Consider the following 25,674-nt stretch of genomic DNA (forward strand, 5'->3'; position numbering starts at 1 on the left):
GGGCAACGGCGACGTCGTGGCGGCGAGGGGCGAGACGCAGGCGAACGTCGAGGTGAGCACGCTGGTCGTGCCCGCCTGGATGCTGCGTTGGCGGGCACCGGAGCTCGCTCTGGTGCTGGGCGAGCGCGCGGCCGCGCTCGCCGCCACCCGCCGCGACGAAGCCGATCGCCTGCGGGCGGAGTCGCTGGTGGTCTTCGCGGGCAACCGCGTCGGCCGCGGCGTCCGCGTCGCCGACCGCGCGATCGACGCGTTGAAGGCGGCCGAGGCCGCCGGTGAACACGAGACCGCGTGGCTGCTGCGGGTGGAGCTCGCGGCGTGCGCGCGGTCCGTGGGCGCCCCGCTGACGGGGTTCGCCGCGGTGACCCCCGTGCTGGAAGCGCCGGACGTGCCCGCGGAACTGCGGGCCTCAGCTCTGGTGCAGGCCAGCGAATGCCTCGTCACGGTCGGCCGTGGCGACGAACCCACGCGGGCGCTCGCGGAGGCGGACCAGCTCTACGTCTCCGACGCGACGCTCGACGAGGACACCCGCCTGCTGCTGCGCGGTCTGATCCGCGCGGTGCAGGCCGCGCAGCACCGGCGGTGGGGCGACATCGCCGCCGCCATCGGTGCCGCGCGGGAAGGCCTGGATCTGCTGAGCAGGTTCTCCGACCCGTCCGCGGACAGCGGCCAGGGCCTCGGCCGGCTCACGCTGGAGCTGGTGCTCGCGTTGATGGACGCGAACCGCCTGCTCGACGCGAGCGAGGTCGGCAGCCCCATGCTCGACCGCCCGGTCCGGGCGCCGTCGGCGTCCACGACGGGCTGGTTGCGCCTGGCCCTGGCCACGCGCGTGCACCTGCCTGCCGGCCGGGTCGCGCTGGCCCGCGAGATGCTGCGGGAAGCCGCGGCGAGCGCCGAACGCCACCAGCTCGACACCCTGCTGGCGGAAAGCCTGCTCGCGCTGGCCCACGTGCACGAGGTGTCCGGCGAACTGGCCGACGCGCTCACGAACCTGCGCGCCGCCCACGCCGCCGAACGTCGCCGGGCTCGCGCCGTCTACGCGATGCGCGCGCGACTCGCCGCCGAGTTCTCCGGCGTGCACCGCCAGCCGGCAGACCTGCACCAGCAGCTGGCGAGCGTGCTCCGCCCGGTGAAGGGCATGCCGATCGTCACCGACGGCGTGCTGTCCGCCGCCCTGAAACAGCAGCTGCGCCAGTGGAGACCTGTCCAGGTCCGCAAAGGCGACGGCCTGATGGTCAAGCGCGTCCGCCGCGCTGCCGAAGACATGACCGTGGAGGGTTTGTCCGCGGCACGCCAGCACGCCGCCGACCGGTGGCGCATGGTCCAGCCGTTCGGCGAGCCCGACGACAAAACCCCGGAGCCCGTGGAACCGCCCCCCGCAACCCCGTCCTCCGACCGCACCGTTCCCGCCTCGGGCCTGATCGCCTCCGCGGGTGCCATGGTGAGCGGTCGCCGCCGCGCTGCCCGAGTGGCCGCGGGCGAGATCGACGACGACGAGCCGAACACCCTCGCCGACACCCCTGCCGCTCCCGAACCGCAGACGCCGCAGTCCTTCGGATCGCAGTCCTTCGGATCGCAGTCCCTCGGATCGCAGTCCTTCGGGTCGACTTCCTTCGGATCGCAGTCCTTCACCGCGCAGCCACCAGCAGCACAGCATCAGGCACCGCGGCCCCCGGCAACGCAGGGCTCGGCAGCGCAGCCACAACCGCCGGCAGCCCAGGCCCCGGCATCGCAGTTCCAGGCTTCGCGGTTCCAGGCGTCGGAGCCGCCGGCGTCGCAGCCGCAGCTCAGCCCGGAGCAGGAACGCAAGCGCAAGGTCGAACAGCAGCTCATGGAGTTGCAGCGCGAGGCCCGCCGCCAGATCGAGGCGGAGCGCCAAGCCCGCGAGGAACAGCGCGCCCAGGCACAACGCGAAGCTCAGGCAGCGGAGGAAGCCGCGCGCCAGGAGGCCGCCCGCGAGGAGGCCGCCCGCCAGGAGGCAGCCCGGCAGGAGGCAGCCCGGCAGGAGGCTGCTCGCGAGGAAGCGGCCCGGCAGGAGGCAGCCCGGCAGGAGGCTGCTCGCGAGGAAGCGGCCCGCCAGGAAGCGGCCCGCCAGGAAGCTGCGCGGCAGGAAGCCGTGCGGCGGGAAGAGGCACGTCGCGAGGCTGCCCGCCTGGAAGCGGTTCGCCGGGACGTCGCGCGGCAGGAGGCGGCCCACCAGGAGGTCGCCCGCCAGGCCGCGGAACGGGAGGAGGCGGCCCGCGCGGCTGCCGCCGCCCGTGAGGAAGCGTCCAGCTCCCAGCCGGAAAGCGTCCTGGACATGCTCAAGGCCCAGGGCCTGCGCGCAGGGGGTCGCCGCCGGCGCGCCGCCGAGTCGGAACCCGGGCCAGAGCCCAAGCCGGAGTCCGAAAGCCCGTCGTGGCGGGTGGAACCGCCGTCCGGTCTCCGTGAGGACGACTCCACCGGCTCGCACTCCGCTCCCGCGGACCACCCCGACCGTCCGAACTACTTCGCGGACCCGGCCTCCCCGGACATGCCGGACCATCCCGCCCGCTCGGGTCTCTCGGCGGCGTTCGGACGTCCGCCGGCGGCCCCGGACTTCGGCCCGCACCTGGACGAACCGGCCTACCCGCTGCAGACCCCTGCCTCGGGCTTCCCGTCCGGCCACGCCGACTCGGACGACGAGCGCAAGCTCCCCGACCTCGACTTCAGCTCGCTCGACTTCGGCACGCCGAGGTCGCAGCGGTCGTCCGCCTCCATCCCGTCGGTGCCCGAACCGGACGTGGAGCCCGAGCCGGAGCCCGGCGGCAAGCCGCTGCCGTCCGTCCCGGACCCGATCCCGTCGGTGCCGACGCCGGACGAGATCCCGCGGTCCCCGGAACCGGATCTGCTGTCGAGCACGTTCCTGAGCTCGGCGGACGTGGAGGACGACGCCTCGGACGTCCCCACCGTCCCGGTCCGCCTGCCCCGCGCCGCGGACCAGCCGGCGCCCGACCAGACCACCCAGCCCGGCTTCGGCGGTCAGTCGAGCTTCGGCACGCAGAGTTTCGGGACGCAGCCCACTTTCGGCACTCAGACGAGCTTCGGGGCCCAGTCCGGTTTCGGGACCCCGGCAGGCTTCGGCGGATTCGGGGCGCAGTCAGGTTCCGGCGACCAGCCGGACCCGGTCGCACCTGCTGCCCAGCCCGGCTTCGTCGCCGACGCCGGATCGGGCACGGACACCCAGCCCGACGCGACCCCGGAGTACGACTTCTTCGCCGCGGAGCCCGAGTCCCCGGCCGCGCAGGCGTCCCCGGCGGACGCGGTAGCCGAGGCCGGTCTCACCACCGCGGCCGACGGTGAACCGGCGGGGGAGAAGACCGGCACCGAGATCGACGGTGAGTCCGGCGTGCGAGCAGGTCGCCCGAGCAGTCGTCGCAAGCCCAGCGACCTGAGCCTCGCCGACCTGCTGGCGGAGGCTCTCGTCGCCTACGAGACAGGGCGCCGCTCCGACGAAGAGCAGGTCGACGCCATCGACCTGAGCGTCCCGGAGTGGTCAGCCGATGCCGGGGTCACCACGGAATCCGCCATCGCCCCAGAAGGATCCGGTGCCGAGGGATTCGGTGCTGCAGGATTCGGTGCTGAGGGATTCGGTGCCGAGCGATCCGGTGCCGAGGAGGAGCAGCAGCCCTTCACCGCGGACCCGCTCTTTCGTCCAGGGGAGTCGTTCGGTTCGCAGCCGTCCCCGGCCGAGGCGCCTGCGGAGACCGGCGCGGACTCCTTCTTCCGTCCGGGTCCGCCCATCGGTGTGCAGCAGGACCTGGCCGCGGAAGCCTTCCCCGGCGCCGGCTCGTATTCGTTCGGCACGCAGCCGGCGGAGTCCGAGCAGGAGAAGACCGGCCCGATCATCCCCGTGGGCACGGCGCCGGACAGCGAGACCACCGGGCCCATCCGCCCTGTCGGGTTCGGCGGTCCCGCCGGTTGGACTTTGCCGGGGACGTGATGGTGGCCAACACCACACCGCCCGGCATCGCACCACCAAGTGCCTAGCCCGTCCGCCGACGCGGATCTCACCGAGGAGAGACGACGTTCTGGCGGCGGGCAGGCGAATGTCGCCGGTTCGGCGGTCGTTCCCAGACCGCCGGGCCCATGATCGATCGTGTGCCGCGGAACCGCCGGACACCGGGTCTGGCCCGCTCGCCGGGTGCGCCTGTGCCCAGTCGCGTCCACGATGCGGAATGCGTGGTCACCACTGTTCTCACCACTGATGACGTGACTCGATTCAGCCCTCGATTCAGTGGTCCGTCAGTGCCCCTCCTGTTGCCGGTGACGGCCGCCACCCCATCTAGGGTGGTGGCGAACCCGGCACACAGAGGTGCCGGATAGCGTGGAGTCGCCTGAAGATGACCTCGACTGGAGCCCCGACCCGTACCGACGACGCCACCGCGGTGACCCCCGCGGACGGCGACAGTCCGACGGCCAGTCCTGAGCAGGTCCGTGACGAGCTGATCGAACGGGCCGCCGCCAATGCCCCCGAACTCGCTGATCTGATCCGCCTCTTCTACCGGCACGTGCCCGCCGAGGAAGTCAACGACGACGACCCGGTGGATCTGGTCGGAGCGGTGCGGTCGAACTACCAGCTCGCCGAGAGCCGCGTGCCAGGACGCGCCGCGGTGCGCATCCTGAACCCGACCCGCGGCAGCGACGGGTGGCAGTGCCCCGTCACCGTGGTCCAGGTCGTCACGGACGACATGCCGTACCTCGTGGACTCGGTCGCGTCCGAGCTCACCCGCGGCGGTGTGCAGGTGCAGCGCGTCGTGCACCCCATCGTCGTCGTGCGGCGTGACCCGGTCACCGGCGAGCGCACCGAGGTGCTGCCGACGGCCGATCCGGCGGATCCGCCCGCGGACGCGCTGGCCGAGTCGTGGATGAACATCGAGGTCGACCTCATCACCGACCCCGATCGTGCCCGCGAGCTCGAGTCCCGGCTGCTGACGGTGCTGACCGACGTCCGCGAGGTCGTCGAGGACACCGAACGGATGGTGTCGACGGCGCTGCAGTTGGCGGAGGAGCTGGGCAAGGACTCGGCAGAGGACAGCACCGACGGCTCGAAGCTGCTCAAGTGGCTCGCCGACGGCCACTTCACCTTCATGGGCTACCGGCAGTACGAGCTGGTGCAGGAGGACGGCGAACCGGCACTGCGGGCCGTGCTCGCGAGCGGTCTCGGCGTGCTGCGCCAGGACAGCCTCGCGGCGCGCAGTCTCACCGCGGGGCCGGACAACGGCGCGCAGGCGCTCAGCCCCGACCTGCTCGTCCTCACCCAGGCGAGCGCGCAGAGCAGCGTGCACCGCAGCGTCTACCCCTACTACGTCGGCGTGAAGACGTTCGACGGCGAGGGCAACGTCACCGGTGAGCACCGGTTCCTCGGCATCTTCAGCACCACCGCGCTGCACGAGGACGTGCTCGACATCCCGGTGATCGAGCGCCGGGTGCGCGACGTGATCCACCGCGCGGGTTTCCCGCTGCAGTCGTACTCGGGCCAGCGGATGCTCGAGGTGATCCAGAACTACCCGCGCACCGAGCTGTTCTCGGTCGACGCCGACACGCTGTACCAGACCACGACGGGCGTCATCGCGCTCGCGGAACGCCGAAGGCTGCGGCTGTTCCTGCGCCGCGACCCGTTCGGCCGCTTCTTCTCGTGCCTGGTCTATTTGCCGCGCGACCGCTACACGACGACGAGCCGCCTCGCGATGCAGGAGGTGCTGCTCGCCGAGCTCGGCGGCCTGAACCTCGAGTACAGCGCGCGCATCGGCGAGTCCGCGCTGGCCCGCGTGCACTTCATGGTGCACACGGACCCGGCCCGCGTCGTGGAGCCGGACGTCCACGCGATCCAGGCCAAGCTGGCAGAGGCCGTGCGCAGCTGGGACGACCGCATGGTCGAGGCCGTCGTCGGTGACGACGGCGAGCTCGGTGCCGAGTCGGCCACGGAGCAGGGCCAGCGGTTCGCCGCGGTGTTCCCGGAGGCCTACAAGGAGGACTTCCGCGCCGCCACGGGTCTCGAGGACTACCGGCGCATCGAGGCGCTCGTCGAGGGCGACCTCGACATGGTCTTCTACGTGCCAGAGGACGCCGAACCGGGCGAACGGCGGTTCAAGCTGTTCGTGACCGGCGACGGCATCACCCTGTCCGACGTGCTGCCGATGTTGCAGCGCATGGGCGTGATCGTGGTCGACGAACGGCCGTACGAGATCGCCCGCGAAGACGGCGTGCGGTGCTGGATCTACGACTTCGGCCTGCGCATCGACGCCGCGGCGCTCGCCCAGCTGTCCGAGTCCGACCTGGACAACGTGCGCGTGCGGTTCCAGGACGCGTTCGCCGCCGTGTGGCGCGGTGAGGCCGAGGTCGACAGGTTCAACTCGCTGGTGCTGCAGGGCGGGCTCACCTGGCAGCAGGCGGCGATGCTGCGCGCGTACGCGAAGTACCTGCGTCAGGCGGGCACGCCGTACTCGCAGGACTACATCGAGGACGCCGTGCTCGGCCACACGAGCGTGGCGATCGCGTTGGTGGCGTTGTTCGAGTCCCGGTTCGACCCTCGGCTCGACGACGCCACGCGGGCCGACCGCACCGAGACGATGGTCGTCGAGACCGGCAAGCTGATCGACGACGTGACGAGCCTCGACGCGGACCGCATCCTGCGCAGCCTGCTCACGCTGATCAACGCCACGCTGCGGACGAACTACTTCTTCCGCGACGCGAACGGCAACGGCCGCCCGTACCTGTCGGTCAAGCTCGACCCGCAGGCGATTCCCGACCTGCCGGCGCCGCGGCCGAAGTTCGAGATCTTCGTGTACTCGCCGCGGGTCGAGGGCGTGCACCTGCGCTTCGGCAGCGTCGCGCGCGGTGGTCTGCGCTGGTCGGACCGTCGCGAGGACTTCCGCACGGAGGTGCTCGGCCTGGTCAAGGCGCAGGCCGTGAAGAACGCCGTGATCGTGCCGGTCGGCGCGAAGGGCGGCTTCGTGGTGAAGAAGCCGATCCCGCCCACGGGCGACCCCGGCATCGACCGCGAGAACTTCATGTCCGAGGGCATCGCCTGCTACAAGATGTTCATCTCGGGCCTGCTCGACCTCACCGACAACCTGATCAACAACGAGGTCGTGCCCGCGCCGCAGGTCGTGCGCTACGACGGCGACGACACGTACCTGGTCGTGGCCGCGGACAAGGGCACCGCGACGTTCTCCGACATCGCGAACGGCGTGAGCCAGAGCTACGGCTTCTGGCTGGGCGACGCGTTCGCGTCCGGTGGCTCGATCGGCTACGACCACAAGGCCATGGGCATCACGGCCAAGGGCGCGTGGGAGAGCGTGAAGCGCTCGTTCCGCGAGCTCGGGCTGGACACGCAGACCGAGGAGTTCACCGTCGTCGGCATCGGCGACATGTCCGGTGACGTGTTCGGCAACGGCATGATGCTGTCCGAGCACATCCGGCTCGTGGCCGCGTTCGACCACAGGCACATCTTCATCGACCCGAACCCGGTCGCGGACACGTCGTTCGCGGAGCGGGTGCGGCTGTTCAACGTGCCGCGCTCGTCGTGGGACGACTACGACCGTTCGCTGATCAGCGAGGGCGGCGGCATCTTCCCGCTCACGTCCAAGTCGATCCCGGTCTCCGAGCAGGCCCGCGTCGCGCTGGGACTGCCCGAGGGCGTGGTGAAGCTGTCGCCGCCGGAGCTGAAGAAGGCGATCCTGCTCGCGCCGGTCGACCTTTTGTGGAACGGCGGCATCGGCACGTACGTGAAGGCGTCGACCGAGTCGCACGCCGACGTCGGTGACAAGGCGAACGACTCGATCCGCGTCGACGGCAACGAGCTGCGGGTCAAGGTCGTCGGTGAGGGCGGCAACCTGGGCCTGACCCAGCGCGGCCGCATCGAGTTCGCGCGCAGCGGCGGCAAGGTCAACACCGACGCGCTCGACAACTCCGCGGGCGTCGACTGCTCCGACCACGAGGTCAACATCAAGATCCTGCTGGACCACCTGGTCCGGGAGGGTTCGCTGGAACAGCTGCAGCGCAACGAGGTCCTCGCCGAGATGACCGACGAGGTCGGCGAGCTCGTGCTGGCGGACAACTACTCGCAGAACAACGTTCTCGGCGTCAGCCGGGCGCACGCGGGCCCGATGCTGTCGGTGCACGCGCGCCTCACGGCCGACCTCGAGCAGCGCGGTGCGCTCAACCGCAAGCTCGAAGCGCTGCCGAGCGCGGCGGAGTTCAAGGCGCTGGAGAAGCAGGGCCAGGGCCTCACCTCGCCGGAGCTGGCCACGCTGCTCGCGTTCACCAAGCTCACCCTGAAGGAAGAGCTGCTCGCGAGCGAGATCCCGACGATCGACACGTTCAAGAACAAGCTGCCGGACTACTTCCCGACCTTGTTGCGCGAACGGTTCGGCGCGGCCATCCCGAACCACCCGCTGGCGAAGCAGATCATCACCACGGTCGTCGTCAACGAGGTCGTCGACGGTGGCGGCGTGTCCTACGCCTTCCGCCTGGCCGAGGAGATGAGCGCGTCGTTGACCGACGCGGTGCGCTCCTACGCCGTGGTCACCGAGGTCTTCGACCTGCCGTCGATCTGGCGCGAGATCCAGGCGCTGGACAACGTGGTGCCGACGGACGTCCAGGACAACATGGTCCTGGAGACCCGCCGCCTGCTGGACCGCGCGTCCCGCTGGCTGCTCTCCAACCGCCCGCAGCCGCTGGCGGTGGGCTCGACGATCAACCGCTTCCGCGGCGTGGTGGCCGAGCTCAGCCCGTTCGCCTTCGACCTGTTGCAGGGCAAGGAACTGGACGTCGTCGCGGGCAAGGCCGACCGGTACGTCGAACAGGGCGTCCCGGCCGAGCTCGCCCGCAAGGTCGCGGCGCTGCTCTACATGTACGGCCTGTTCGACGTCACCGAGATCGCCGAGCTGGCCGAACGCGAGTTCGGCCCGACCGGCGGCGCGGGTCCGGAGCGCACGCACCGGGAGACGGCCGAGCTGTACTTCGCGCTGTCCGACCACCTCGACATCGACCACATGCTGGACTCGGTGACGAACCTGGAGCGCGGCAACCGCTGGCACGCCCTGGCCCGGCTGGCTCTGCGCGACGACTTCTACTCGTCGCTGCGGGCCATCTCCGTCGACGTGCTCAGGGCGAGCGACGAGGGCGACACCGCGAGCGAGAAGATCGCCAAGTGGGAGCAGGCCAACTCCTCCCGCCTGGCTCGCTCGCGCGGTGCGCTGGAAGAGATCAACCGGGTCCACCAGCTGGACCTGGCCACCCTCTCCGTCGCCGCCCGTCAGGTGCGGAGCATGGTCAGGTAGGAAGCAGCAGAAACCGGGGCGCCGCGGAATCCCCTCCGCGGCGCCCCGGTGCTTTTTGCGGAACAGGTCACACGACCTGCTCCAGCTCCGCGCGCTGCAGAATCGCGCGCCGCAGCCAGTGTCGCCCGATCACGAGCAACAACGCCACGCCGACCGCCGCGATGGTGCCGACCGCGGCGCCCATCCACAGACCCAGGGTCTCCATGCCGTCCACCGGAGAGGGGATGTCGGCGAACGTGACGTAGACGAACAGCCAGGCGAGCACCACGGCCCCGGCGGCGACGGCGCCGATCGCGAGGTTCGTCCACGTGAGCGCGCCGGACTCGAACACGGTGCCCCGGCCCGCCAGGTGCAGCATTCCGCCCAGCGCCACCGCCAGGACCTGGAGGCACGCGATGAAGACGATCGCGGACACCACGAGCGGCACCCGCACGGACTCGTAGGGCGGGAAGAGCTCGACCTCGTCCGCCGCGGTCGTCGGGATCACCACGACCTGCGCGAACAGCCCGCCGAGGACCGCGATGGCGAGCAGGGCCTGCAGGAAGAACACCAGGGCGCGAGACATAGATCGAGTATCGAGAGCTGCCTATCGATTTTCAATCGGCTGGTGTGGAGGTCCTGTGAAGGTTCAGGCCTGGGGCGTTCGGTAGGGTCCCTGCATGGGTGTCTTCGTCACTGGTGTGCGACCGCGATGGTCGGACATGGATGCGTTCGGCCACGTCAACCACGCGAACACGGTGACGTTGCTCGAAGAGGCCCGGATCGAGCTGCTGTTCACCGAGGCGGCCCGCCACGGTGTGAAGGACATGGCCGAGGGCATGGTCGTGGCGAAGCTCGTGGTCGAGTACGTCACGCCGATCGTGTTCACCGGCGAGGACATCGTGGTGGAGATGTCGGTGCGGGAGTTGAAGTCCGCGTCGTTCACGCTCGACTACGTGGTGCGCGGCAGCCGTGAGCCGAACAGCCCTGTCGTCACCAAGGCGGAGACGCTCATGGCGCCCTACAACGTGACGACCGCACGGCCGCGTCGGCTGACCGAGGCCGAGCGTGACTTTCTCGCCGGGTGGCGAGCAGGGGGTAATGGTGCCTGAGCTGGTGTTGGCCGACACGGCCGAGAGAGACGACCTCGGCGCGTTCGCCGCGCGGGCGGTGCGGCTGGACGGCCAGACCGTCGTGCGGCTGCGCAACCGCAACGAGGAACTGCTCGACGCGTGGGTCGCCACGCCGTTCGACACGCTGGCCACGCGAACCGTTGCGGGGCAGGCGAATCCGGCCGACGTCACGGTCGCGGGGTCCGAGCTGCTGACCGGGCTCGCGGTCATGCGCGACGAGCGCATCGATCCGGGACCCGCCAAGGACCTGATGTGGCGCTCGGCCCTGCCGCCGGCGGACGGCTGGCTCATGGTCGACCGGCTGCCCGTCGAGGTCGTCGCGAAGATCGCGGACGAGGGTGTCGAGGTGGCGCGGGAGAACACCGGGCCGCAGGGGACGCCGCCTGCCTCGTTGCTGGACCAGACGGTGCTCACGGTGAGCGGGTCCGGGCTGGACCTGAAGATCCCGCTGCGCTGCCTGTTCGCGTTGTCGGGCATGGGTTTCCTCGGCGAGGACGGCGACGTGCGGGTCTCCGGGACCGACTCGTGGCTGCGGATCGACGCCAAGTTCGGCGCGGTGGTGCGCCGCCGGCACTCGATGCTGCCGCTGCTCGTCTGACCTGGAGTTAGGTTCAGGTTCGCCGCTGGAGAATTCGGGGCGCCGCAAGCGGATGCGCGTGGCACGATGTCGCGCGTGTCCGCCGAAACGCACGCACCACAAGAAGACACCAAGTACCGCGTCTCGACGCTGGAACTCTTCTTCGACCTCGTCTTCGTCTTCACGATCACCCAGCTGACCCGCAAGCTGGCCGACGACACGTCGCCGCTCGGGTTCGCCCAGGTCGTGATCATGCTGTTCGTGATCCTGTGGATGTACTTCGGGTACGTCTGGCTGACCAACGCCGTCCCGCCGAACACCACGCTGCGGCGGGTGCTGCTGATGGCAGGCATGGGCGGGTTCCTGGTGATCGCGCTGGCGATTCCCAACGCGTTCGACGCCGCCGGGCCCGCGTTCGGCGTCGGGTACCTGATCGTGAACCTGGTCCACTCCGGGCTGTTCATCGCGGCGGGCGGTCCCGGATCGGCGGCGGCCATGGCGCGGCTGGCGCCGTTCAACCTCGGATCGGCGGGTCTGGTGATGGCCGGCGGGTTCCTGCCGCCCGCGGCCAGGGCGGCGGCGTGGACCGCGGCCGTGGTGCTCATGATCGTGTCGCCGTACGTCAACCGGCGGCACGGCGAGTTCCAGATCAGGTCGGCGCACTTCGTGGAGCGGCACGGCCTCGTGGTCATCGTGGCGCTGGGCGAGTCGATCATCGCGATCGGCATCGGGGCGGCGGGGCTGCCGCTCAACCTGCAGCTCGTGGTGGCCGCGCTGCTCGGTCTCGCGCTCGTCTACCAGCTGTGGTGGTGCTACTTCGGACGGGACCAGGACCTGCGGGCCGAGCACAGTCTCCAGCACATGACGCAGGCCGAGCGGGCCCGTGCGGCGCTGTCGGCGTTCGGGTGGGCCCACGCGCCGATCCTGCTCGGCATCGTCGTCGTGGCCGTCGGCGTGAAGAAGACGATCGGCCACGCCACCGACCACCTCTACCTCAGCGGCGCGCTGGCGCTGGGCGGTGGCGTCGCGATCTTCCTGGCGGGGCAGGTCTACTTCCGCCTCAGGCTGCGCATCGGCACCGTCAAGTGGCGCGCCATCGGCACGGTCGCGGCGCTCGCGACCGTGCCGATCGGGCTGTGGCTCGCCATCGCGCAGGTCGCCGCCCTGGTTCTGGTGGTCGGCGCGCTGCTGGCGGTGGAGGAGAAGGTGCGGGCTTAGGCGAGCCAGACCGCGGTGTCCGGAGGCAGCTGGTCGCCGTCCATCGGCCCGGACGACAGCAGCACCTGACCGGGCGGCAGCGGCACGGACGCACCGGACGTGTTCAGCGCGCAGATCAGCCCGCCGCCCTTGCGCCGGAACGCGAAGCAGCCGGCCGGGGCGCCGTACCACTCCAGCTCCTCACCGGCGAAGCTCGTGTTGGACTTCCGGTGCTCCAGCGCCTCGCGGTACAGCGAGAGCATCGAACCGGGATCTTCCAGCTGGGCCTCGGCGGTGAGGTGGTCCCACTCGTTCGGCTGCGGCAGCCAGGTGTTCACGGCCGTGGAGAAGCCGAACGGCGGCGTGGTGCCCTCCCACGGGATCGGCACCCGGCAGCCGTCGCGGCCGCGCTCGGTGTGGCCGGAGCGCTCCCAGGTCGGGTCCTGCAGGGCCCAGTCGGGCAGTTCCACGTTCGGCAGGCCGAGCTCTTCGCCGTTGTAGAGGTAGATCACGCCCGGCAGCGCCAGCTCCACCAGCGTCATCGCGCGGGCCCGTTGCTCGCCCAGCGCGCCACCGCCGTAGCGGGTCACGTGGCGCACCACGTCGTGGTTGGACAACGTCCAGGTCGCGGGGGTGCCGGACAGTGCGACGGCGCCCAGTGAGTGTTCGATCGCCGAACGGACGGCGTCGGCGTCGAAGTCGGCCTCGACCAGCCGGAAGTTGAAGCCCAGGTGCAGCTCGTCGGGGCGGACGTAGGCGGCGAAGCGCTCGTCGTCCTTCACCCAGATCTCGCCGACGGCCATGGTGCCGGGGTAGCCGTCCATGACCTTGCGGATCATGCGGTGGATCTCGTGCACACCGTCGTTGTCGAAGCGCGGGTCGTGCGCGTCGTCCGACAGCACGCCGGGAACCTGCGTGCGGATCTCCATGTCCGGCAGGCCCTCTGGCTTGGCCATGCCGTGCGCCACGTCGATGCGGAAGCCGTCGACACCGCGGTCCAGCCAGAAGCGCAGCGTGTGCTCCAGGTCCGCGCGGACCTCCGGGTGGTCCCAGTTGAGGTCGGGCTGCTCCGGCGCGAACAGGTGCAGGTACCACTGGCCGTCGGGCACGCGGGTCCACGCGGGGCCGCCGAAGACGGAGACCCAGTTGTTCGGCGGCTGCGAACCGTCGAAGCCGCGGCCCTCGCGGAAGACGTAGCGCGACCGCTCCATGCTGCCGGGACCGGCCTGCAGCGCCTCCTGGAACCACTCGTGCAGGTCGCTCGTGTGGTTCGGGACCAGGTCGACCGTCACGCGGATGTTGTGCTCGTGCGCGTCCGCCACCAGCCGGTCGAACGCGGCCAGGTCGCCGAACAGCGGGTCCACGTCGCGCGGGTCAGCCACGTCGTAGCCGTGGTCGGCCATCGGCGAGCGGTAGAACGGGGTGAGCCACAGGGCGTCGACACCGAGCAGTTCCAGGTAGCCGAGGCGGGACCTGATGCCGTCGAGGTCGCCGACGCCGTCGCCGTTGGAGTCGGCGAAGGAGCGCACGTAGACCTGGTAGAAGACGGCGTCACGCCACCAGGCGGACTCTTCGGCGATCTCAGGGCTGAGGTCGGAGGATCGTCGCACGGGGAGTCATCCTGCCATTCGTCTCGCTGCGAAAGGACCCGATCGGGTGATGGGCGCTCAGGACCAGCTGTTCATCAGGCTGTTCGCGGCCATCTCCAGGTAGTCCCAGAGCTGCTTGCGGTGAGCCTCGTCAAGGCCTGCATCGTCGACGGCGACCCTCATGCAACGCAGCCACGCGTCCCGTTCGATCGGACCGATCTTGAACGGCACGTGTCGCATCCGCAGCCTCGGGTGGCCGCGGTTCTCCGAGTAGGTGTGGGGGCCGCCCCAGTACTGCATCAGGAACAGCCGAAGCCGCTCCTCCGCAGGTCCGAGATCCTCTTCGGGGTACAGCGGGAGGAGGATCTCGTCGGCCTTCACCTCTTTGTAGAAGCGCGCGACGATGCGGTGGAACGTCTCCTCGCCACCGACCTGTTCGAAGAAGCTCACGGGGTTGCCCACGCAACCATCCTGACTCACGCGAGCCACCGCGCGCAGGCCGCCCCGGGTGTTGCTTCGCTCATAGGCGTGTGAACTGGCAGGACGCCGGGTGATCACCGTCTCGAATGGGTGTTCTAACTCACCCGGCGTCCGCCGCCTGTCCTGTTTGGGAAAACTGTCCTACTTGGCGGTGAAGCCCGCCTCTTCCAGAGCGGGCATGAGCTGCGCACGAAGGTTGCGCTGGACCGCCCACTGACGGCCGGGGCGCGTCTTCACGGTGATCCGCAGGGTGATGTTCTCCGGAGTGAACTTCTCCACGCCGAGCACCTCCGGCTTGGCCGTGATGTCCGACTTCAGCGGCTCCCGGTCGGCGACCAGCGCCACCGTGCGCTCCAGCACCTGGGTCGCCTCTGCGAGGTTCGCGCCGTAGCTCAGCGGCAGGTCGACGACCGCGACCGCGAAGCCCTGCGACGAGTTGCCGACGCGCAGGATCTCGCCGTTGCGGACGTACCAGACGGTGCCGCCGGTGTCGCGGATCGTGGTGGTGCGCAGGGCGACCGCCTCGACGGTGCCGGTGATCGACGGGCCGAGGTCCACGACGTCACCGACGCCGTACTGGTCCTCCAGCAGCATGAACATGCCGGACAGGAAGTCCTTCACCAGGTTCTGGGCGCCGAAACCGATGGCGACGCCCAGGATGCCCGCCGAGGTCAGCACCGGCGTGATGTCCAGCCCGACCACGATCATGATCTCCAGGAACGCTATTCCGAAGATCAGGATCGTGACGATGGACTGCAGCACCGAGCCGATGGTCTTCGCCCGCTGCTCGCGGCGCTCGGAGACGAGGTTCCCGAGCGCCTGAGGCGCGCGTTCCCGCAATGGCTTGAGCAGGCCCGGCTTCTTGCCTTCCTTGCCGGGAGTGGTGATCCGCCTGATGACCTTGCGCAGCAGGGCCCTGATCACGAAGGCGGCGATCAGGATCACGACGATCTTGATCGCGCCCGCGATGATGGCTGGACCGTGCTCCTCGAAGAACTTGACCGCCTGCGCGGTCTTGTTCGCGGCGTCATCCACTGGACTCGGCGCCAACACGTGCTCGTGCCCTCCTACAACTCCATGCCAGTGGCATTGGCCAGAAACGTCAGCTGGTCCACGGCGAGAGCGACCGTCCGGCTGACCGACCTGCCGGCGTGACCCACCTCGGTCTCGCGGCGGATCAGCACGGGGTGCTTGGTCGGATCACTGGACGAAGCGTGCTGCAGCGCGGCGCACATCTTCCTGGCGTGGTTGGGGTCCACACGAGAATCCGACTCGAACACCGTGAACAAGACCGAAGGGTACTCAACGTCCGTTACCACCCGGTGATAAGGAGAGTAGGACAGCAGCCAGCCCAGTTCCTCGGGAACGCTCGCGCTGCCGTATTCATCGGCCCACAACCGTCCGAGCAGGAACTTCTCGTAGCGCACCATGTCGAGCAGTGGCGCTGAGCACACCACGGCCGCGTAGAGCTCGGGCCGCTGGGTGAGCGCGGCGCCGACGAGCAGGCCGCCGTTGCTGCCACCCATGATCGACAGCTGCTGCGGCGTGGTCCACCCGTCGCGCACCAGGCGTTCCGCGGCGGCGTGGAAGTCGTCGAACACGTTCTGCTTGTTCTGGCGCATGCCGGCGACGTGCCAGTCCTCGCCCTCCTCGTCGCCACCCCGCAACGACACGTGCACCCACACGCCGCCCGCTTCCACCCAGGCCAGCGTGGTCGCGCTGTAGCCGGGGCCGCGGCCGATCGCGAAGCCGCCGTAGCCGGTGAGCAGCGCGGGACGGGGCAGGTCGGGCTTCTGCTCGCCGCTCACGACGAACATCCGGACCGTCGTGCCGTCCTTGGACGTGTACGCGATCTGCTGCGTCGTCACGGTCGGCAGTTCGACACGCCCCGGCGCGGCCTCGTGCAGCACCGTCTCACCGGTGGAGGTGGAGAACCGGAACACCGACTGAGGCGTGACGAAGTCCGTCCATCCGAACCACACCGTGTCCTGGTCGTGGTCAGTCAGCGCGTCCACAACGGACATGCCGTGCAGCGAACCCGTGCCGGGCAGCGGAATCTCCTGCTTGTGCGCACCGGTCGCGGCGTCGTGCAGGTGCAGTTCGGACACCGCGTGCCTGGTGCGCAGCACGACGAGGTCGCCGTCGAGCCAGCGCAGGCCGTCCAGCACCGAGTCCGGTTCCTCGCCGATGAGCTCGGTCCACTCGGTGGGGTTCTCCGGGTCGGCGACGCACAGCCGCTGACGGGGCGCGTCCAGTGTGGTGTGCAGGTAGAGCCTGCCGTCACGGGCGACGAACGCCGAGCACTGCACGCCGGCCTCGGTCAGGATCACGGGCTTGAGCGCGCTGTCCCCGTGCAGGTCCGCGATCCACACCGAGTCGTGCTTCGTCGTGCTGGGCGCACCGCTCACGACCAGCCAGCGGCCGTCCTGCGAGACGGTGAGCGTGTAGTAGAAGGTGTGCTCGAGGCCGTCGCCGTGCACGTTGAGGTCCGTGTCCGGGTCGGTGCCGACGCGGTGACGCCACACACGGCGGTGGAACAGCTTCTCGTCGTCGGGCAGCAATGCCGGGTCGAGCTGGCGTACGTAGTAGAACTCCTCACCGCCCGGCAGCCAGCCGATCGCGGAGTAGCGGCACCGGTCGATGGGGCCCTCGATGAGGTCGCCCGACTCGACGTCGATGACGTGCAGGAGCGAGTGCTCGTTGCCGCCGACGGAGACCTGGTACGCCAGGCGCGTGCCCTCGAGGCTGGGGGACCAGCCGTCCAGAGTGGTCCTGCCGGACGGGTCGAGGGCGCTCACGTCGAGCAACGGCCGTTCGGTGCCGTCGGTCTCGCGCACCATGACGACGGGGTGGTCCTGCTCAGGGCCGCGGCGGGTGAAGAACGCCCTGCCCGCGCGCCAGGTCGGCGTGGACACCGACCCCGTGCGCATCAGCTCCTTCAACCTGCCGCCGAGGCGTTCGCGGCCCGGCACGGCGTCGAGCCAGGAGCGCGCGAGCACGTCCTGCGCCTGTGACCACGCCTCGGTGCGGGGGTCCGCCGTGTCCTCGAGCCAGCGATAGGGGTCCGCGATGTCGCGGCCGTGAATCTGCTCGGCGAGGTTTAGCCGTTCGGCGATCGGGTAGGTGATCGTCGCAGGCAGTGGAGTGGAAGGAACCTCTGTCACCTTGTCAAGAGTAGCGGGCGATGAAAACCATCTCCGATAGGGCGCTGATTAACCCCAGGTTTGATCACACATCCATGACGCGTCACTTATCACACGTGATTTTTTCCTGGTAAGTGTGGTCTCCTATGGCTGAACCGGTGGAGGTGGTCGCGTGCCAGACCGACAACCGACCCCTATCGGCACCTCGCCACCAGGCGAGACGGCGCCGACGGTCCCCCCATGCCGAAATCAGCCCGACCTGCGGGCGGTACCGGATGGGGATCGAGATGGGGGAGGTTCCGGTCCGACGCCGGCGGTTTTCCCCTGGGGAAGACGCAAGGTCCTGCTGCTGAACGCCACGTTCGAGCCGCTCACGGCGTTGTCGCTGCGCCGGGCGGTCGTGCTCGTGGTCTGCGGGAAGGCCGAAGTCGTGCACGGGGACGCTTCAGGGCTCGTGCTGCACTCGTCGAAGTCCGAGGTGCTCGTTCCGTCCGTGATCCGGCTGAGCACCTACGTTCGCGTGCCTTATCGAGGTCGCGTGCCGATGACCCGTGCCGGGCTCATGCACCGCGACCGTTATCGCTGCGCCTACTGCGGCGGCCGGGCCGAGACGATCGACCACGTCGTGCCGCGTTCGCGTGGCGGACCTCACACCTGGACCAACTGCGTCGCCTGCTGTGCGAAGTGCAACCACCGCAAGGCGGACAAGCTGCTGTCCGAACTGGGCTGGCGGCTGCGCGTGATTCCCGCCGCGCCGCGTGGCCCGCACTGGCGGCTGCTCGCCGGGGTGGCCGAGGCTGATCCGCAGTGGTTGCCGTACCTGGGTGAACCCGCGGCCTGATCCGGCCGGTTCCGCTCGGTGGGTCAGGCCGCGAGGCTGAAGTCGTTCTGGCGCGCCGTGATGCGCACGGAGTCGTCGAGGGCCGTGATCCGGACCGAGTCGGTGGCAGTGATGCGCACGGAGTCCTCACGTGCGGTGATGCGGACGCTGTCCTGCTGAGCGGTGATGCGGACCGAGTCGTCCATCGTGATCCGGACGGAGTCGTCCTCTGCCGTGATGCGCACGCTGTCGTCGTGTGCGGTGATGCGGACGGAGTCGTCCATCGTGATCCGGACGGAGTCGTCCTCTGCCGTGATGCGCACGCTGTCGTCGTGTGCGGTGATGCGGACGGAGTCGTCCATCGTGATGCGGACCGAGTCGTCCTCTGCCGTGATGCGGACCGAGTCGTCCATGGTGATGCGGACGCTGTCGTCATGCGCGGTGATGCGGACGGAGTCGTCGTGGGCCGTGATGCGCACGGAATCGTCCATCGTGATCCGGACGGAGTCGTCGTGCGCGGTGATGCGGACCGAGTCGTCGTGAGCCGTGATGCGAACGGAGTCGTCCATGGTGATCCGGACGGAGTCCTCACGCGCGGTGATCCTCACCGAGTCCTGCTGAGCGGTGATCCGAACGGAGTCTTCACGCGCCGTGATCCGGACGGAGTCGGTCATGGTGATCCTGACCGAATCGCTCGCCGTGATGCGCACCGAGTCTGCCATGGTGATGCGCACCGAGTCCGAGGCAGTGATGCGCACAGAATCGGCCGCAGTGATCCGAACGGAGTCACGCGCCGTGATGCGAACGGAGTCACTGGCCGTGATACGCACTGAATCGTCCTTGTAGCTCATACGAGTGACGGACTGGGCCTGGGGGCGGGTGGTCAGCAACATTTCGTGTCCTCCAGGACTCTTGGGGTGGGTGCGCAAGACCCGTATAGGTGAAAAGCTAAGAGGTGGGTGTTCCGGGAACAAGACCCCAAACCGGCACCCGTTCGCCTCCGTCCGGGTGAGGCCTGACCGGGTGTAACCGCTGCGCCGCACGAGAGCACTCATTGCCCTTACTGGCCGGTATGGACACGCTCTGTAGCGTTCAAACAGATGGAACGTGACGTGCGTCATACGGCGAAAGGTGTGCGCGGACGCGGTTTCCGAGCTCTCACCGGCGCGTGGGCGGTGTCGCTCGTCGGGGACGGCGTGCGCATCGTCGCGTTGCCATTGTTCACCGCCGCAAGCACTCGAAGTCCACTCGCGGTGTCCGCGGTGGCCGTCGCGGTCACCCTGCCCTGGTTGCTCGTCGCGCTGCCGGCGGGCGCGCTGGTGGACCGCTGGCGGCCCAGAACCGTTGTCGTGGTGGCACATTGGCTGCGCGCCGGGGTGACCGGACTGCTCGCGCTGGCGGTCCACAACGGACACGCGACGGTCGTCGTCTTGTGCGCCACGGCTTTCGTGCTGACGTCGGCGGAGACGTTCGCGGACTCGGCGTCACAGGTGCTGCTGGTCGAACTGGCGGGCCCGGACGAGCTGGAGGCGGCGAACGGCCGGTTCGTGACGGTCGAGACGATCGGCATGGACCTGGCGGGCCCGCTGGCCGCGGCGGTGCTGTTCTGGTGGGCTCCCGCGGCCTGTTTCGCGCTCGACGCGGCCTCGTTCGCCGTCGCCGCGGTGCTGGCGTCCCGCGTGCCAGACGTCGCTCCCGAGCGCGAGCGGGGCGATCTTCGCGGCCAGCTCGTGGAGGGCGCGCGGTTCCTCGTGCGGACCCCTGGCCTGCGGTCACTGGTAGTTGCCGTTGCAATCACAGCTGTCTGTGCGGCCGCGATCAACGCCCTGCTGGCGCTCTACTCCATCCAGGTACTGGGCCTCTCCGAACCGGTGGTTCCCGGCCTTGTCGTGTGCATGGCGGCCGGGGCTCTGCTAGGCGCCCGGTTGTCCCCGCGGCTCGCGTCGCGGTGGGGTGCCGGCCGCGTCATGGTCGGGTTCCTGGCGCTGCTCGGGGCGGCGTTCGCGTTGTTCGGCCTCGTGCCCTGGCTCGTGGTGGCGGTGCTCGCGTGCCTGCTGTTCGGCGTGGCGTCGGCGGGCTGGAACGTGCTGTCCGCGACCCGGCGGCAACGGCTCACCCCAGGGCCGATGATGGGCCGCGTGACCAGCGCGTATCGGGTGCTCGCGTGGGGTCTCTCGCCGCTCGGCGCGGGTCTCGCCGGACCGCTCGCCGCGGTGACGTCGCTGGGCACCGTCTACGTCGTGGCGGGCTCGATGGTGGGATTGACCGCGATCTTGCTGGCCCGGCCTCTCGCGCGCGGCTGAGTTCGGCTACCGTACCCGCCGTGACCATCGTGGAGACCGTCCTCGTCTTCGCGCTGATCCCGCTGGCTCTGTACGGCGTGATCATGCTGCTGACGTTGAGGCCCAAGGCCACCCGGATTCCCCGGTACCGGCCCGGCCAGGAGTGGGGCTACGCCCCGGTGTGGTGGAGCGCGAACCCGGCCGGGTTGAGCTCTGTCCACCACAGCACCGCCGAGTCCGCTGCCCAGGACTCGATTGCACAGCGCTCGACCGCCAAGGGAGGCGCTCGTGGCAGTTGGTAAAGCGATCGTGGCCGTCGACCCGTCGACGCTGCCCACCGGCGCCGTCGTGACGAACAGCGGCCGCGTCTCCGCAGCGAAGATGTACGAGCCGCACGCGCCGGAGCTGCCGTTCACGCCGACCCAGCTCGCGCAGCTGGACGAGGCGCTGACGCTCTCCAGCCGCACCACCGGCCTCGACTTCAGCGTGTACCTGGGCGAGCTGGGCACGAACGCTCACGAGCGCGCGCAGGAGCTGCACGCCTCGACCGAGCGTCCGTCGCACCACGTCCTGGTGGCCGTGTCGCCGGGCGAGCGCGTCGTCGAGATCGTGACGGGCGAGGAGTCCCACCGCCGTCTCGCCGACCGCGGCGCCAAGCTCGCCGTGATGAGCATGGTGGCGTCCTTCAAGGAGGGCGACCTCGCGGGCGGCCTCGTGTCGGGCCTGCGCATGCTGACCGACCAGGCGGGCAACGCACCGCGTTCCTGATCCGAGCTGAGTGAAAGGCCCCCGACCTGGGGGCCTTTCGCGTTTCAGCCGGCAATGACCGCGTTCCGCGCCACCACGAGGCCGGAGATCGGCTCCCAGCCGAGCCTGCCGTAGAGGTGCACGCCCTCGGTCGACGAGAAGAGCAACCCGGTCGTCGCCCCGTCCTTCGCCGTCTCGCGCACCAGCGTGCCCATCACGACGCTGCCGAGCCCACGTCGCCGGTGCGCCTCAGCTGTCTCGATCCGGTGCGCGACAGCGTCTTCGCCGACGACGGCCATCAGCCCGCTCGCCGCCTCCTCGCCGTCCGCCGTGAGCACGCGGACCTGGATGACCGGACTCCTGGTCACCTCCACCGCGTAACCCGCGGGCGGTTCCGGCGCGGGATGGCCGGCCAGAGCGCGCTTCATGAACGTCTCGTCCGGCCGCGCCACGATCAACCCGGCCGCCTCGATCTCCGCGACGACCTTCTCCGGCGCGTGCGTCGGAACGCTCAGCCAGTTCGGTTCCCCGGACGCGGCAACGATCCTGGCGATCGCGGCGGTGTCCGCGTCGTCCGTGGCGATCCACTCGTACTGCCGGTGCGGCCGGTTCACGTGGACGACCAGATACCCGTCGCGATACTCCGACGTCAGCCCGTCGGCCGCGATCCAGCCGCGGTGCCAGCGTTCCACCAGTTCACCGATCATGCTTCCCCCTTGGACGCGATCACGACATCGGAAACCCTCTGCCAGCCGAGTTTCCGGTACAGGTGCAGGCCGTCCTCGGTGGCGAACAGCAGCCCGTCCGCGGCGCCGGCCTTGACCGCTTCCCGCGCTCGCGGCCTTCGCACCGTTGTGCGGGGTGTCTGGCGAGTGCTCGCCGCATGAAGGTCTCCCTCGGGCGCAAAGGTCGGCCAGGCTCCACCACTGCCACACGTCGTCCGTGCCGGCTTCGCGGGTGAAGTTCCCGCTGAGGCCCGTGAAACCGCTTGGACACCCCCGCGGCACGCCCCAATGCGACGGGAAGGCCCCGTGCCGCCATCAAAGCGTCACGGGGCCTTCGCCGCACAGCGATTATCAGGAGCGGTCGAACTCCTGGGCGGCCAGGGCGCGCACGATGCCCGCGCGTCCCTCGGACACCAGGCGGCGCAGCGCCGGCGGGTGCTCGTCCGCCAGCCACGCGTCGGCGGCCTCCACAGTGGACCTCGCGATCGACCAGGCCGGGAACATGCCGACCACCATGGACTGCGCGCGTTCGGAGCTGCGGCGGTCCCACACGCCCTTCACGTCACCGAAGTAGCGCTCGACGTACGGCGCGAGCAGCTCCTTCTGGCTGGGGTGGGAGATGCCCGCGATGATCGCCTCGCTGACCGCGTTGGGCAGGTCGTCGTCGTTCACCGCGCGGTCCCACGCCTCGTCCTTGGCCGCGATGGTCGGGCGCAGGGCACGGGCCGACTGCGCACGGCGGTGGCCGGTGGAGGTCGGGTCGCGCTCCTCCTCGGCGTTGATCTCCGCCAGGTCTGCCTTGCCGTGCGCGACGAGGGCCTGCAGCAGCCGCCAGCGCAGGTCGGTGTCGACGTCCAGGCCAGGAAGGCCGGCGGAACCGTCGTACCAGCCGCGCAGCACGTCCAAAGTGGACTCGTCCAGCACCGACGAGGACAGCGCGTTCACGAACGCCAGCTGGTGGTCGGAGCCCGGTTCGGCGGCCTGCGCCAGTTCCAGGGCCTTCGCCACGAACCGGCGCCAGCCCTCCGCCCGCCACGAGTCGTCCGCGTAGGACGACAGCGAGGTCTGCGCCTGCAGCAGAAGTCGTTGCACGACACCGACCTCGGACTCGGAGTGCAGTCCGCCCAGCACCAGGTTCACGAAGTCGCGGGCCTTCAGCTCGGCCTCGCGGGTCATCTCCCACGCGGCCGACCAGCACAGCGTGCGCGGCAGCGGCTCGGCGATGTCAGAGATGTGGTCGATCAGCCCGGCCAGCGAGTCCGGGTCGAGGCGCATCGTGCAGTACGTGAGGTCGTCGTCGTTGACCAGCACGATCTTGCCGCGGTGCACGCCGACCAGCTCGGGAACCTCGGTGCGGTCACCCGTCACGTCGAGCTCGTGGCGATGGGTGCGGACGAGCTTGCCCGAGGAGTCCGCGTCGTAGACACCGATCGCGATGCGGTGCGTGCGCAGTTCGCCGGCGCCAGGACGTGCGCCGCCCTGCAGCACCGCGAACTCGGTGAAACGGCCGTCAGCGTCCACGGTGAACTTGGGGCGCAACAGGTTCAGGCCCGTCGTCTCCAGCCACTGCGCGCTCCACCACGACAGGTCGCGCCCGGACGCCTCCTCCAGCGCTCCCAGCAGGTCGGCCAGCGTCGCGTTGCCCCAGGCGTGCTTGGCGAAGTAGACCCGCAGGCCCGCCAGGAAGTTCTCCAGCCCGACGTACGCGACGAGCTGCTTGAGCACCGAGGCGCCCTTGGCGTAGGTGATGCCGTCGAAGTTGACCTCGACCGCCTGCACGTCGGAGATGTCCGCGGCCACGGGGTGCGTCGAGGGCAGCTGGTCTTGCCGGTACGCCCAGGACTTCTCGATCTTCGCGAACGTGGTCCACGCCTGGCGGTACTCGGTGGCCTCCGCCTGCGCGAGCACGGACGCCCAGGTGGCGAACGACTCGTTCAGCCACAGGTCGTCCCACCAGCGCATGGTGACCAGGTCGCCGAACCACATGTGCGCCATCTCGTGCAGCACGGTCTCGGCGCGCCGCTCGTAGAGGTAGCGCGTGACGCGGCTGCGGAAGACGTAGTCCTCGAGGAACGTGACGCAGCCCGCGTTCTCCATCGCGCCCGCGTTGAACTCCGGCACGAAGCACTGGTCGTACTTGCCGAACGGGTACTGCACCCCGAACGCCTTGTGGAAGAACCCGAAGCCCTGCTTGGTCTCGGTGAACAGCCGCTCGTGGTCCATGTGAGGAGCGAGCGAGGCACGGCAGTAGATGCCGAGCGGGATGCGGAAATCACCCTCGACGAACTCGTCGCGCCACTCGGCATAAGGGCCGGCGACCAGGGCCACGATGTAGGTCGACATCGGCTTGGTGGTGGCGAACGTGTGCACGTCCGCGCCGCCCTCGCCGTCCTCGGTGGCGATGATCTCGCCGTTCGAGATGACCTTCCAGTCGTGCGGCGCCGTGACCTTCATCGAGTAGACCGACTTGAGGTCGGGCTGGTCGAAGCACGCGAACATGCGCTTGGCGTCCGCGGTCTCGAACTGCGAGTACAGGTACACACCGCCGTCGACCGGGTCGACGAACCGGTGCAGGCCCTCGCCGGTGTTCATGTACCGGCAGTCGGCCTCGATGGTGAGCTCGTTGGTCTCCGCGAGGTCCGGCAGCTTGACGCCGTCCTCCTCGCGGTATTCGGAGACGTCGAGCTCGCTGCCGTTGAGCACAGCGCGGTGCACGGTCGCCGCCACGATGTCGATCCACGAGGAAGCACCCGGAGTCCGGCTGCGGAACACCACGGTGGTGGTGGAGCGGAACGTGTCCGAACCCGGCTTTCCGCCGCCGTCGGTCAGGTCCAGCTCGATCCGGTAGGACTCCACTTCCAGCAGCTCAGCACGTTCCTGAGCCTGGTCGCGGGTGAGGTTGGGCGCGGCCACTGGTCACCTCGTCTGCCGCGCGGGTGGTTACGCGCTGACGTCGTCGGGAATGGTTATGACTCCCGCATCCAATCACGGAACCGGCGTACGGGAAGAGATGACAGGGTGATCTGGTTGGGCTGATGGGGCGATAACGCCACCTACCGTCACTAAAGGGGCACGCATGACCGACAAGGCGAAGGTCGACTTCTACTTCGACCCCCTTTGCCCGTTCGCCTGGATCTCCTCCCGGTGGATCCTCGAGGTGGAGAAGGTCCGCGACATCGACCTGAGCTTCCACGTGATGAGCCTTGCCGTGCTGAACGAGGGCCGTGACCTGCCCGAGCAGTACAAGGAGCTCATGACCAAGGGCTGGGGTCCGGTTCGCGTGGCCATCGCCGCGGAGCAGAAGTTCGGCAACGAGGTGCTGCCGAAGCTGTACACCGCGATGGGCACGCGCATCCACAACGAGGGCAACCAGGACTTCGACGAGATCATCAAGCTCTCGCTCGCCGACGCCGAACTGCCGGCCGAGCTGGCAGAGGCCGCGCACTCGACCGAGTACGACGAGGCGCTGCGGGCGAGCCACCACCGCGGCATGGACCCGGTCGGCATGGACGTCGGTACGCCGACCATCCACATCGACGGTGTGGCGTTCTTCGGCCCGGTGCTGACGAAGATCCCGCGGGGCGACGAGGCCGGCACGATCTTCGACGGTGCCCGGATGCTCGCCGGTTTCCCGTACTTCTTCGAGCTCAAGCGCACCAGGTCGGGCGAGCTGGACTTCAGCTGAGTTTTTTGTCGGTGG

Annotated in this window: 20 protein-coding genes; 11 read left to right on the forward strand and 9 right to left on the reverse strand. The window is 69.6% G+C overall.

All coding sequences use genetic code 11. The features are described 5' to 3' along the window. Positions 1 to 16 precede the first annotated feature (16 nt). Positions 17 to 3,958 (forward strand): hypothetical protein, encoded by a 3,942-nt coding sequence (locus tag SK803_RS22450; RefSeq protein WP_319968021.1) that lies wholly within the window; start codon positions 17 to 19, stop codon positions 3,956 to 3,958. 400 nt (positions 3,959 to 4,358) lie between these two features. Then, positions 4,359 to 9,302, forward strand: coding sequence for an NAD-glutamate dehydrogenase (locus SK803_RS22455; protein ID WP_319968022.1), 4,944 nt, complete (start codon positions 4,359 to 4,361; stop codon positions 9,300 to 9,302). A gap of 67 nt (positions 9,303 to 9,369) precedes the next feature. Here SK803_RS22455 and SK803_RS22460 read toward each other — a convergent pair whose 3' ends face one another. Then, on the reverse strand, positions 9,370 to 9,867 hold the full coding sequence (locus SK803_RS22460) for a DUF2975 domain-containing protein (RefSeq protein ID WP_319968023.1): 498 nt from the start codon (positions 9,865 to 9,867) through the stop codon (positions 9,370 to 9,372). Positions 9,868 to 9,961: 94 nt separating this feature from the next. Here SK803_RS22460 and SK803_RS22465 point away from each other — a divergent pair, with 94 nt between their 5' ends. From SK803_RS22465 to SK803_RS22475, 3 genes are all read left to right on the forward strand, one after another. Beyond that, complete coding sequence (locus SK803_RS22465; protein ID WP_319968024.1) at positions 9,962 to 10,393, forward strand: acyl-CoA thioesterase; 432 nt, start codon at positions 9,962 to 9,964, stop codon at positions 10,391 to 10,393. Beyond that, positions 10,386 to 11,012, forward strand: coding sequence for a hypothetical protein (locus tag SK803_RS22470; protein WP_319968142.1), 627 nt, complete (start codon positions 10,386 to 10,388; stop codon positions 11,010 to 11,012). The genes SK803_RS22465 and SK803_RS22470 overlap by 8 nt, the downstream gene beginning before the upstream one ends. A gap of 75 nt (positions 11,013 to 11,087) precedes the next feature. Further along, a complete protein-coding gene (locus tag SK803_RS22475) occupies positions 11,088 to 12,209 on the forward strand; it encodes a low temperature requirement protein A (protein ID WP_319968025.1) in 1,122 nt (373 codons plus the stop codon). On the opposite strand, the gene SK803_RS22480 is transcribed toward SK803_RS22475, so the two are convergent. From SK803_RS22480 to SK803_RS22495, 4 genes are all read right to left on the reverse strand, one after another. Next, complete coding sequence (locus SK803_RS22480; RefSeq protein WP_319968026.1) at positions 12,206 to 13,798, reverse strand: glycoside hydrolase family 13 protein; 1,593 nt, start codon at positions 13,796 to 13,798, stop codon at positions 12,206 to 12,208. The two genes, SK803_RS22475 and SK803_RS22480, sit on opposite strands and share 4 nt — an antisense overlap. Positions 13,799 to 13,855: 57 nt before the next feature. Continuing rightward, positions 13,856 to 14,239 carry a globin gene (locus SK803_RS22485; RefSeq protein WP_319968027.1) on the reverse strand — a complete coding sequence of 128 codons (384 nt, stop codon included), beginning with the start codon at positions 14,237 to 14,239 and terminating at the stop codon, positions 13,856 to 13,858. A 159-nt stretch (positions 14,240 to 14,398) separates the two neighbouring features. Next, on the reverse strand, positions 14,399 to 15,229 hold the full coding sequence (locus SK803_RS22490) for a mechanosensitive ion channel family protein (RefSeq protein WP_319968143.1): 831 nt from the start codon (positions 15,227 to 15,229) through the stop codon (positions 14,399 to 14,401). Positions 15,230 to 15,324: 95 nt separating this feature from the next. Beyond that, a complete protein-coding gene (locus tag SK803_RS22495; RefSeq protein ID WP_319968028.1) occupies positions 15,325 to 17,421 on the reverse strand; it encodes a prolyl oligopeptidase family serine peptidase in 2,097 nt (698 codons plus the stop codon). Positions 17,422 to 17,572: 151 nt separating this feature from the next. Here SK803_RS22495 and SK803_RS22500 point away from each other — a divergent pair, with 151 nt between their 5' ends. Continuing rightward, a complete protein-coding gene (locus SK803_RS22500) occupies positions 17,573 to 18,241 on the forward strand; it encodes an HNH endonuclease (RefSeq protein WP_319968029.1) in 669 nt (222 codons plus the stop codon). Between the two features lie 23 nt (positions 18,242 to 18,264). On the opposite strand, the gene SK803_RS22505 is transcribed toward SK803_RS22500, so the two are convergent. Further along, positions 18,265 to 18,972: a DUF2345 domain-containing protein gene (locus tag SK803_RS22505; protein ID WP_319968144.1), complete on the reverse strand. Its 708-nt coding sequence runs from the start codon at positions 18,970 to 18,972 to the stop codon at positions 18,265 to 18,267. On the opposite strand from SK803_RS22505, the gene SK803_RS22510 reads away from it, so the two are divergent. The 4 genes from SK803_RS22510 to SK803_RS22525 all read left to right on the forward strand — a co-directional run bounded on the left by SK803_RS22510 (position 18,893) and on the right by SK803_RS22525 (position 21,270). After that, on the forward strand, positions 18,893 to 19,066 hold the full coding sequence (locus SK803_RS22510; RefSeq protein WP_319968147.1) for a hypothetical protein: 174 nt from the start codon (positions 18,893 to 18,895) through the stop codon (positions 19,064 to 19,066). The genes SK803_RS22505 and SK803_RS22510 overlap by 80 nt on opposite strands. 254 nt (positions 19,067 to 19,320) lie before the next feature. Then, positions 19,321 to 20,523 carry an MFS transporter gene (locus SK803_RS22515; RefSeq protein ID WP_319968030.1) on the forward strand — a complete coding sequence of 401 codons (1,203 nt, stop codon included), beginning with the start codon at positions 19,321 to 19,323 and terminating at the stop codon, positions 20,521 to 20,523. Positions 20,524 to 20,543: 20 nt separating this feature from the next. Then, the gene (ctaJ, locus tag SK803_RS22520) at positions 20,544 to 20,804 is read left to right on the forward strand and encodes an aa3-type cytochrome oxidase subunit CtaJ (protein ID WP_319968031.1); all 261 of its coding nucleotides are present in this window, start codon (positions 20,544 to 20,546) and stop codon (positions 20,802 to 20,804) included. Next, the gene (locus tag SK803_RS22525; protein ID WP_319968032.1) at positions 20,791 to 21,270 is read left to right on the forward strand and encodes a DUF5130 family protein; all 480 of its coding nucleotides are present in this window, start codon (positions 20,791 to 20,793) and stop codon (positions 21,268 to 21,270) included. Before ctaJ ends, SK803_RS22525 begins: the two co-directional genes overlap by 14 nt. Positions 21,271 to 21,314: 44 nt before the next feature. Here the strand turns inward: SK803_RS22525 and SK803_RS22530 are convergent, their stop codons facing one another. From SK803_RS22530 to pepN, 3 genes are all read right to left on the reverse strand, one after another. Next, on the reverse strand, positions 21,315 to 21,956 hold the full coding sequence (locus SK803_RS22530; RefSeq protein WP_319968033.1) for a GNAT family N-acetyltransferase: 642 nt from the start codon (positions 21,954 to 21,956) through the stop codon (positions 21,315 to 21,317). Further along, positions 21,953 to 22,099, reverse strand: a complete 147-nt coding sequence (locus tag SK803_RS22535) for a hypothetical protein (protein WP_319968034.1) — start codon at positions 22,097 to 22,099, stop codon at positions 21,953 to 21,955. Before SK803_RS22535 ends, SK803_RS22530 begins: the two co-directional genes overlap by 4 nt. Positions 22,100 to 22,325: 226 nt before the next feature. Beyond that, entirely contained in the window at positions 22,326 to 24,887 is a 2,562-nt protein-coding gene (pepN, locus tag SK803_RS22540) for an aminopeptidase N (RefSeq protein ID WP_319968035.1), read from the reverse strand. A gap of 163 nt (positions 24,888 to 25,050) precedes the next feature. On the opposite strand from pepN, the gene SK803_RS22545 reads away from it, so the two are divergent. Next, positions 25,051 to 25,659 (forward strand): mycothiol-dependent nitroreductase Rv2466c family protein, encoded by a 609-nt coding sequence (locus SK803_RS22545; RefSeq protein WP_319968036.1) that lies wholly within the window; start codon positions 25,051 to 25,053, stop codon positions 25,657 to 25,659. Positions 25,660 to 25,674 lie beyond the last annotated feature (15 nt).

Source organism: Lentzea miocenica (genome assembly GCF_033949945.1).
In the GTDB taxonomy this organism is placed as follows: Bacteria; Actinomycetota; Actinomycetes; order Mycobacteriales; family Pseudonocardiaceae; genus Lentzea; species Lentzea miocenica.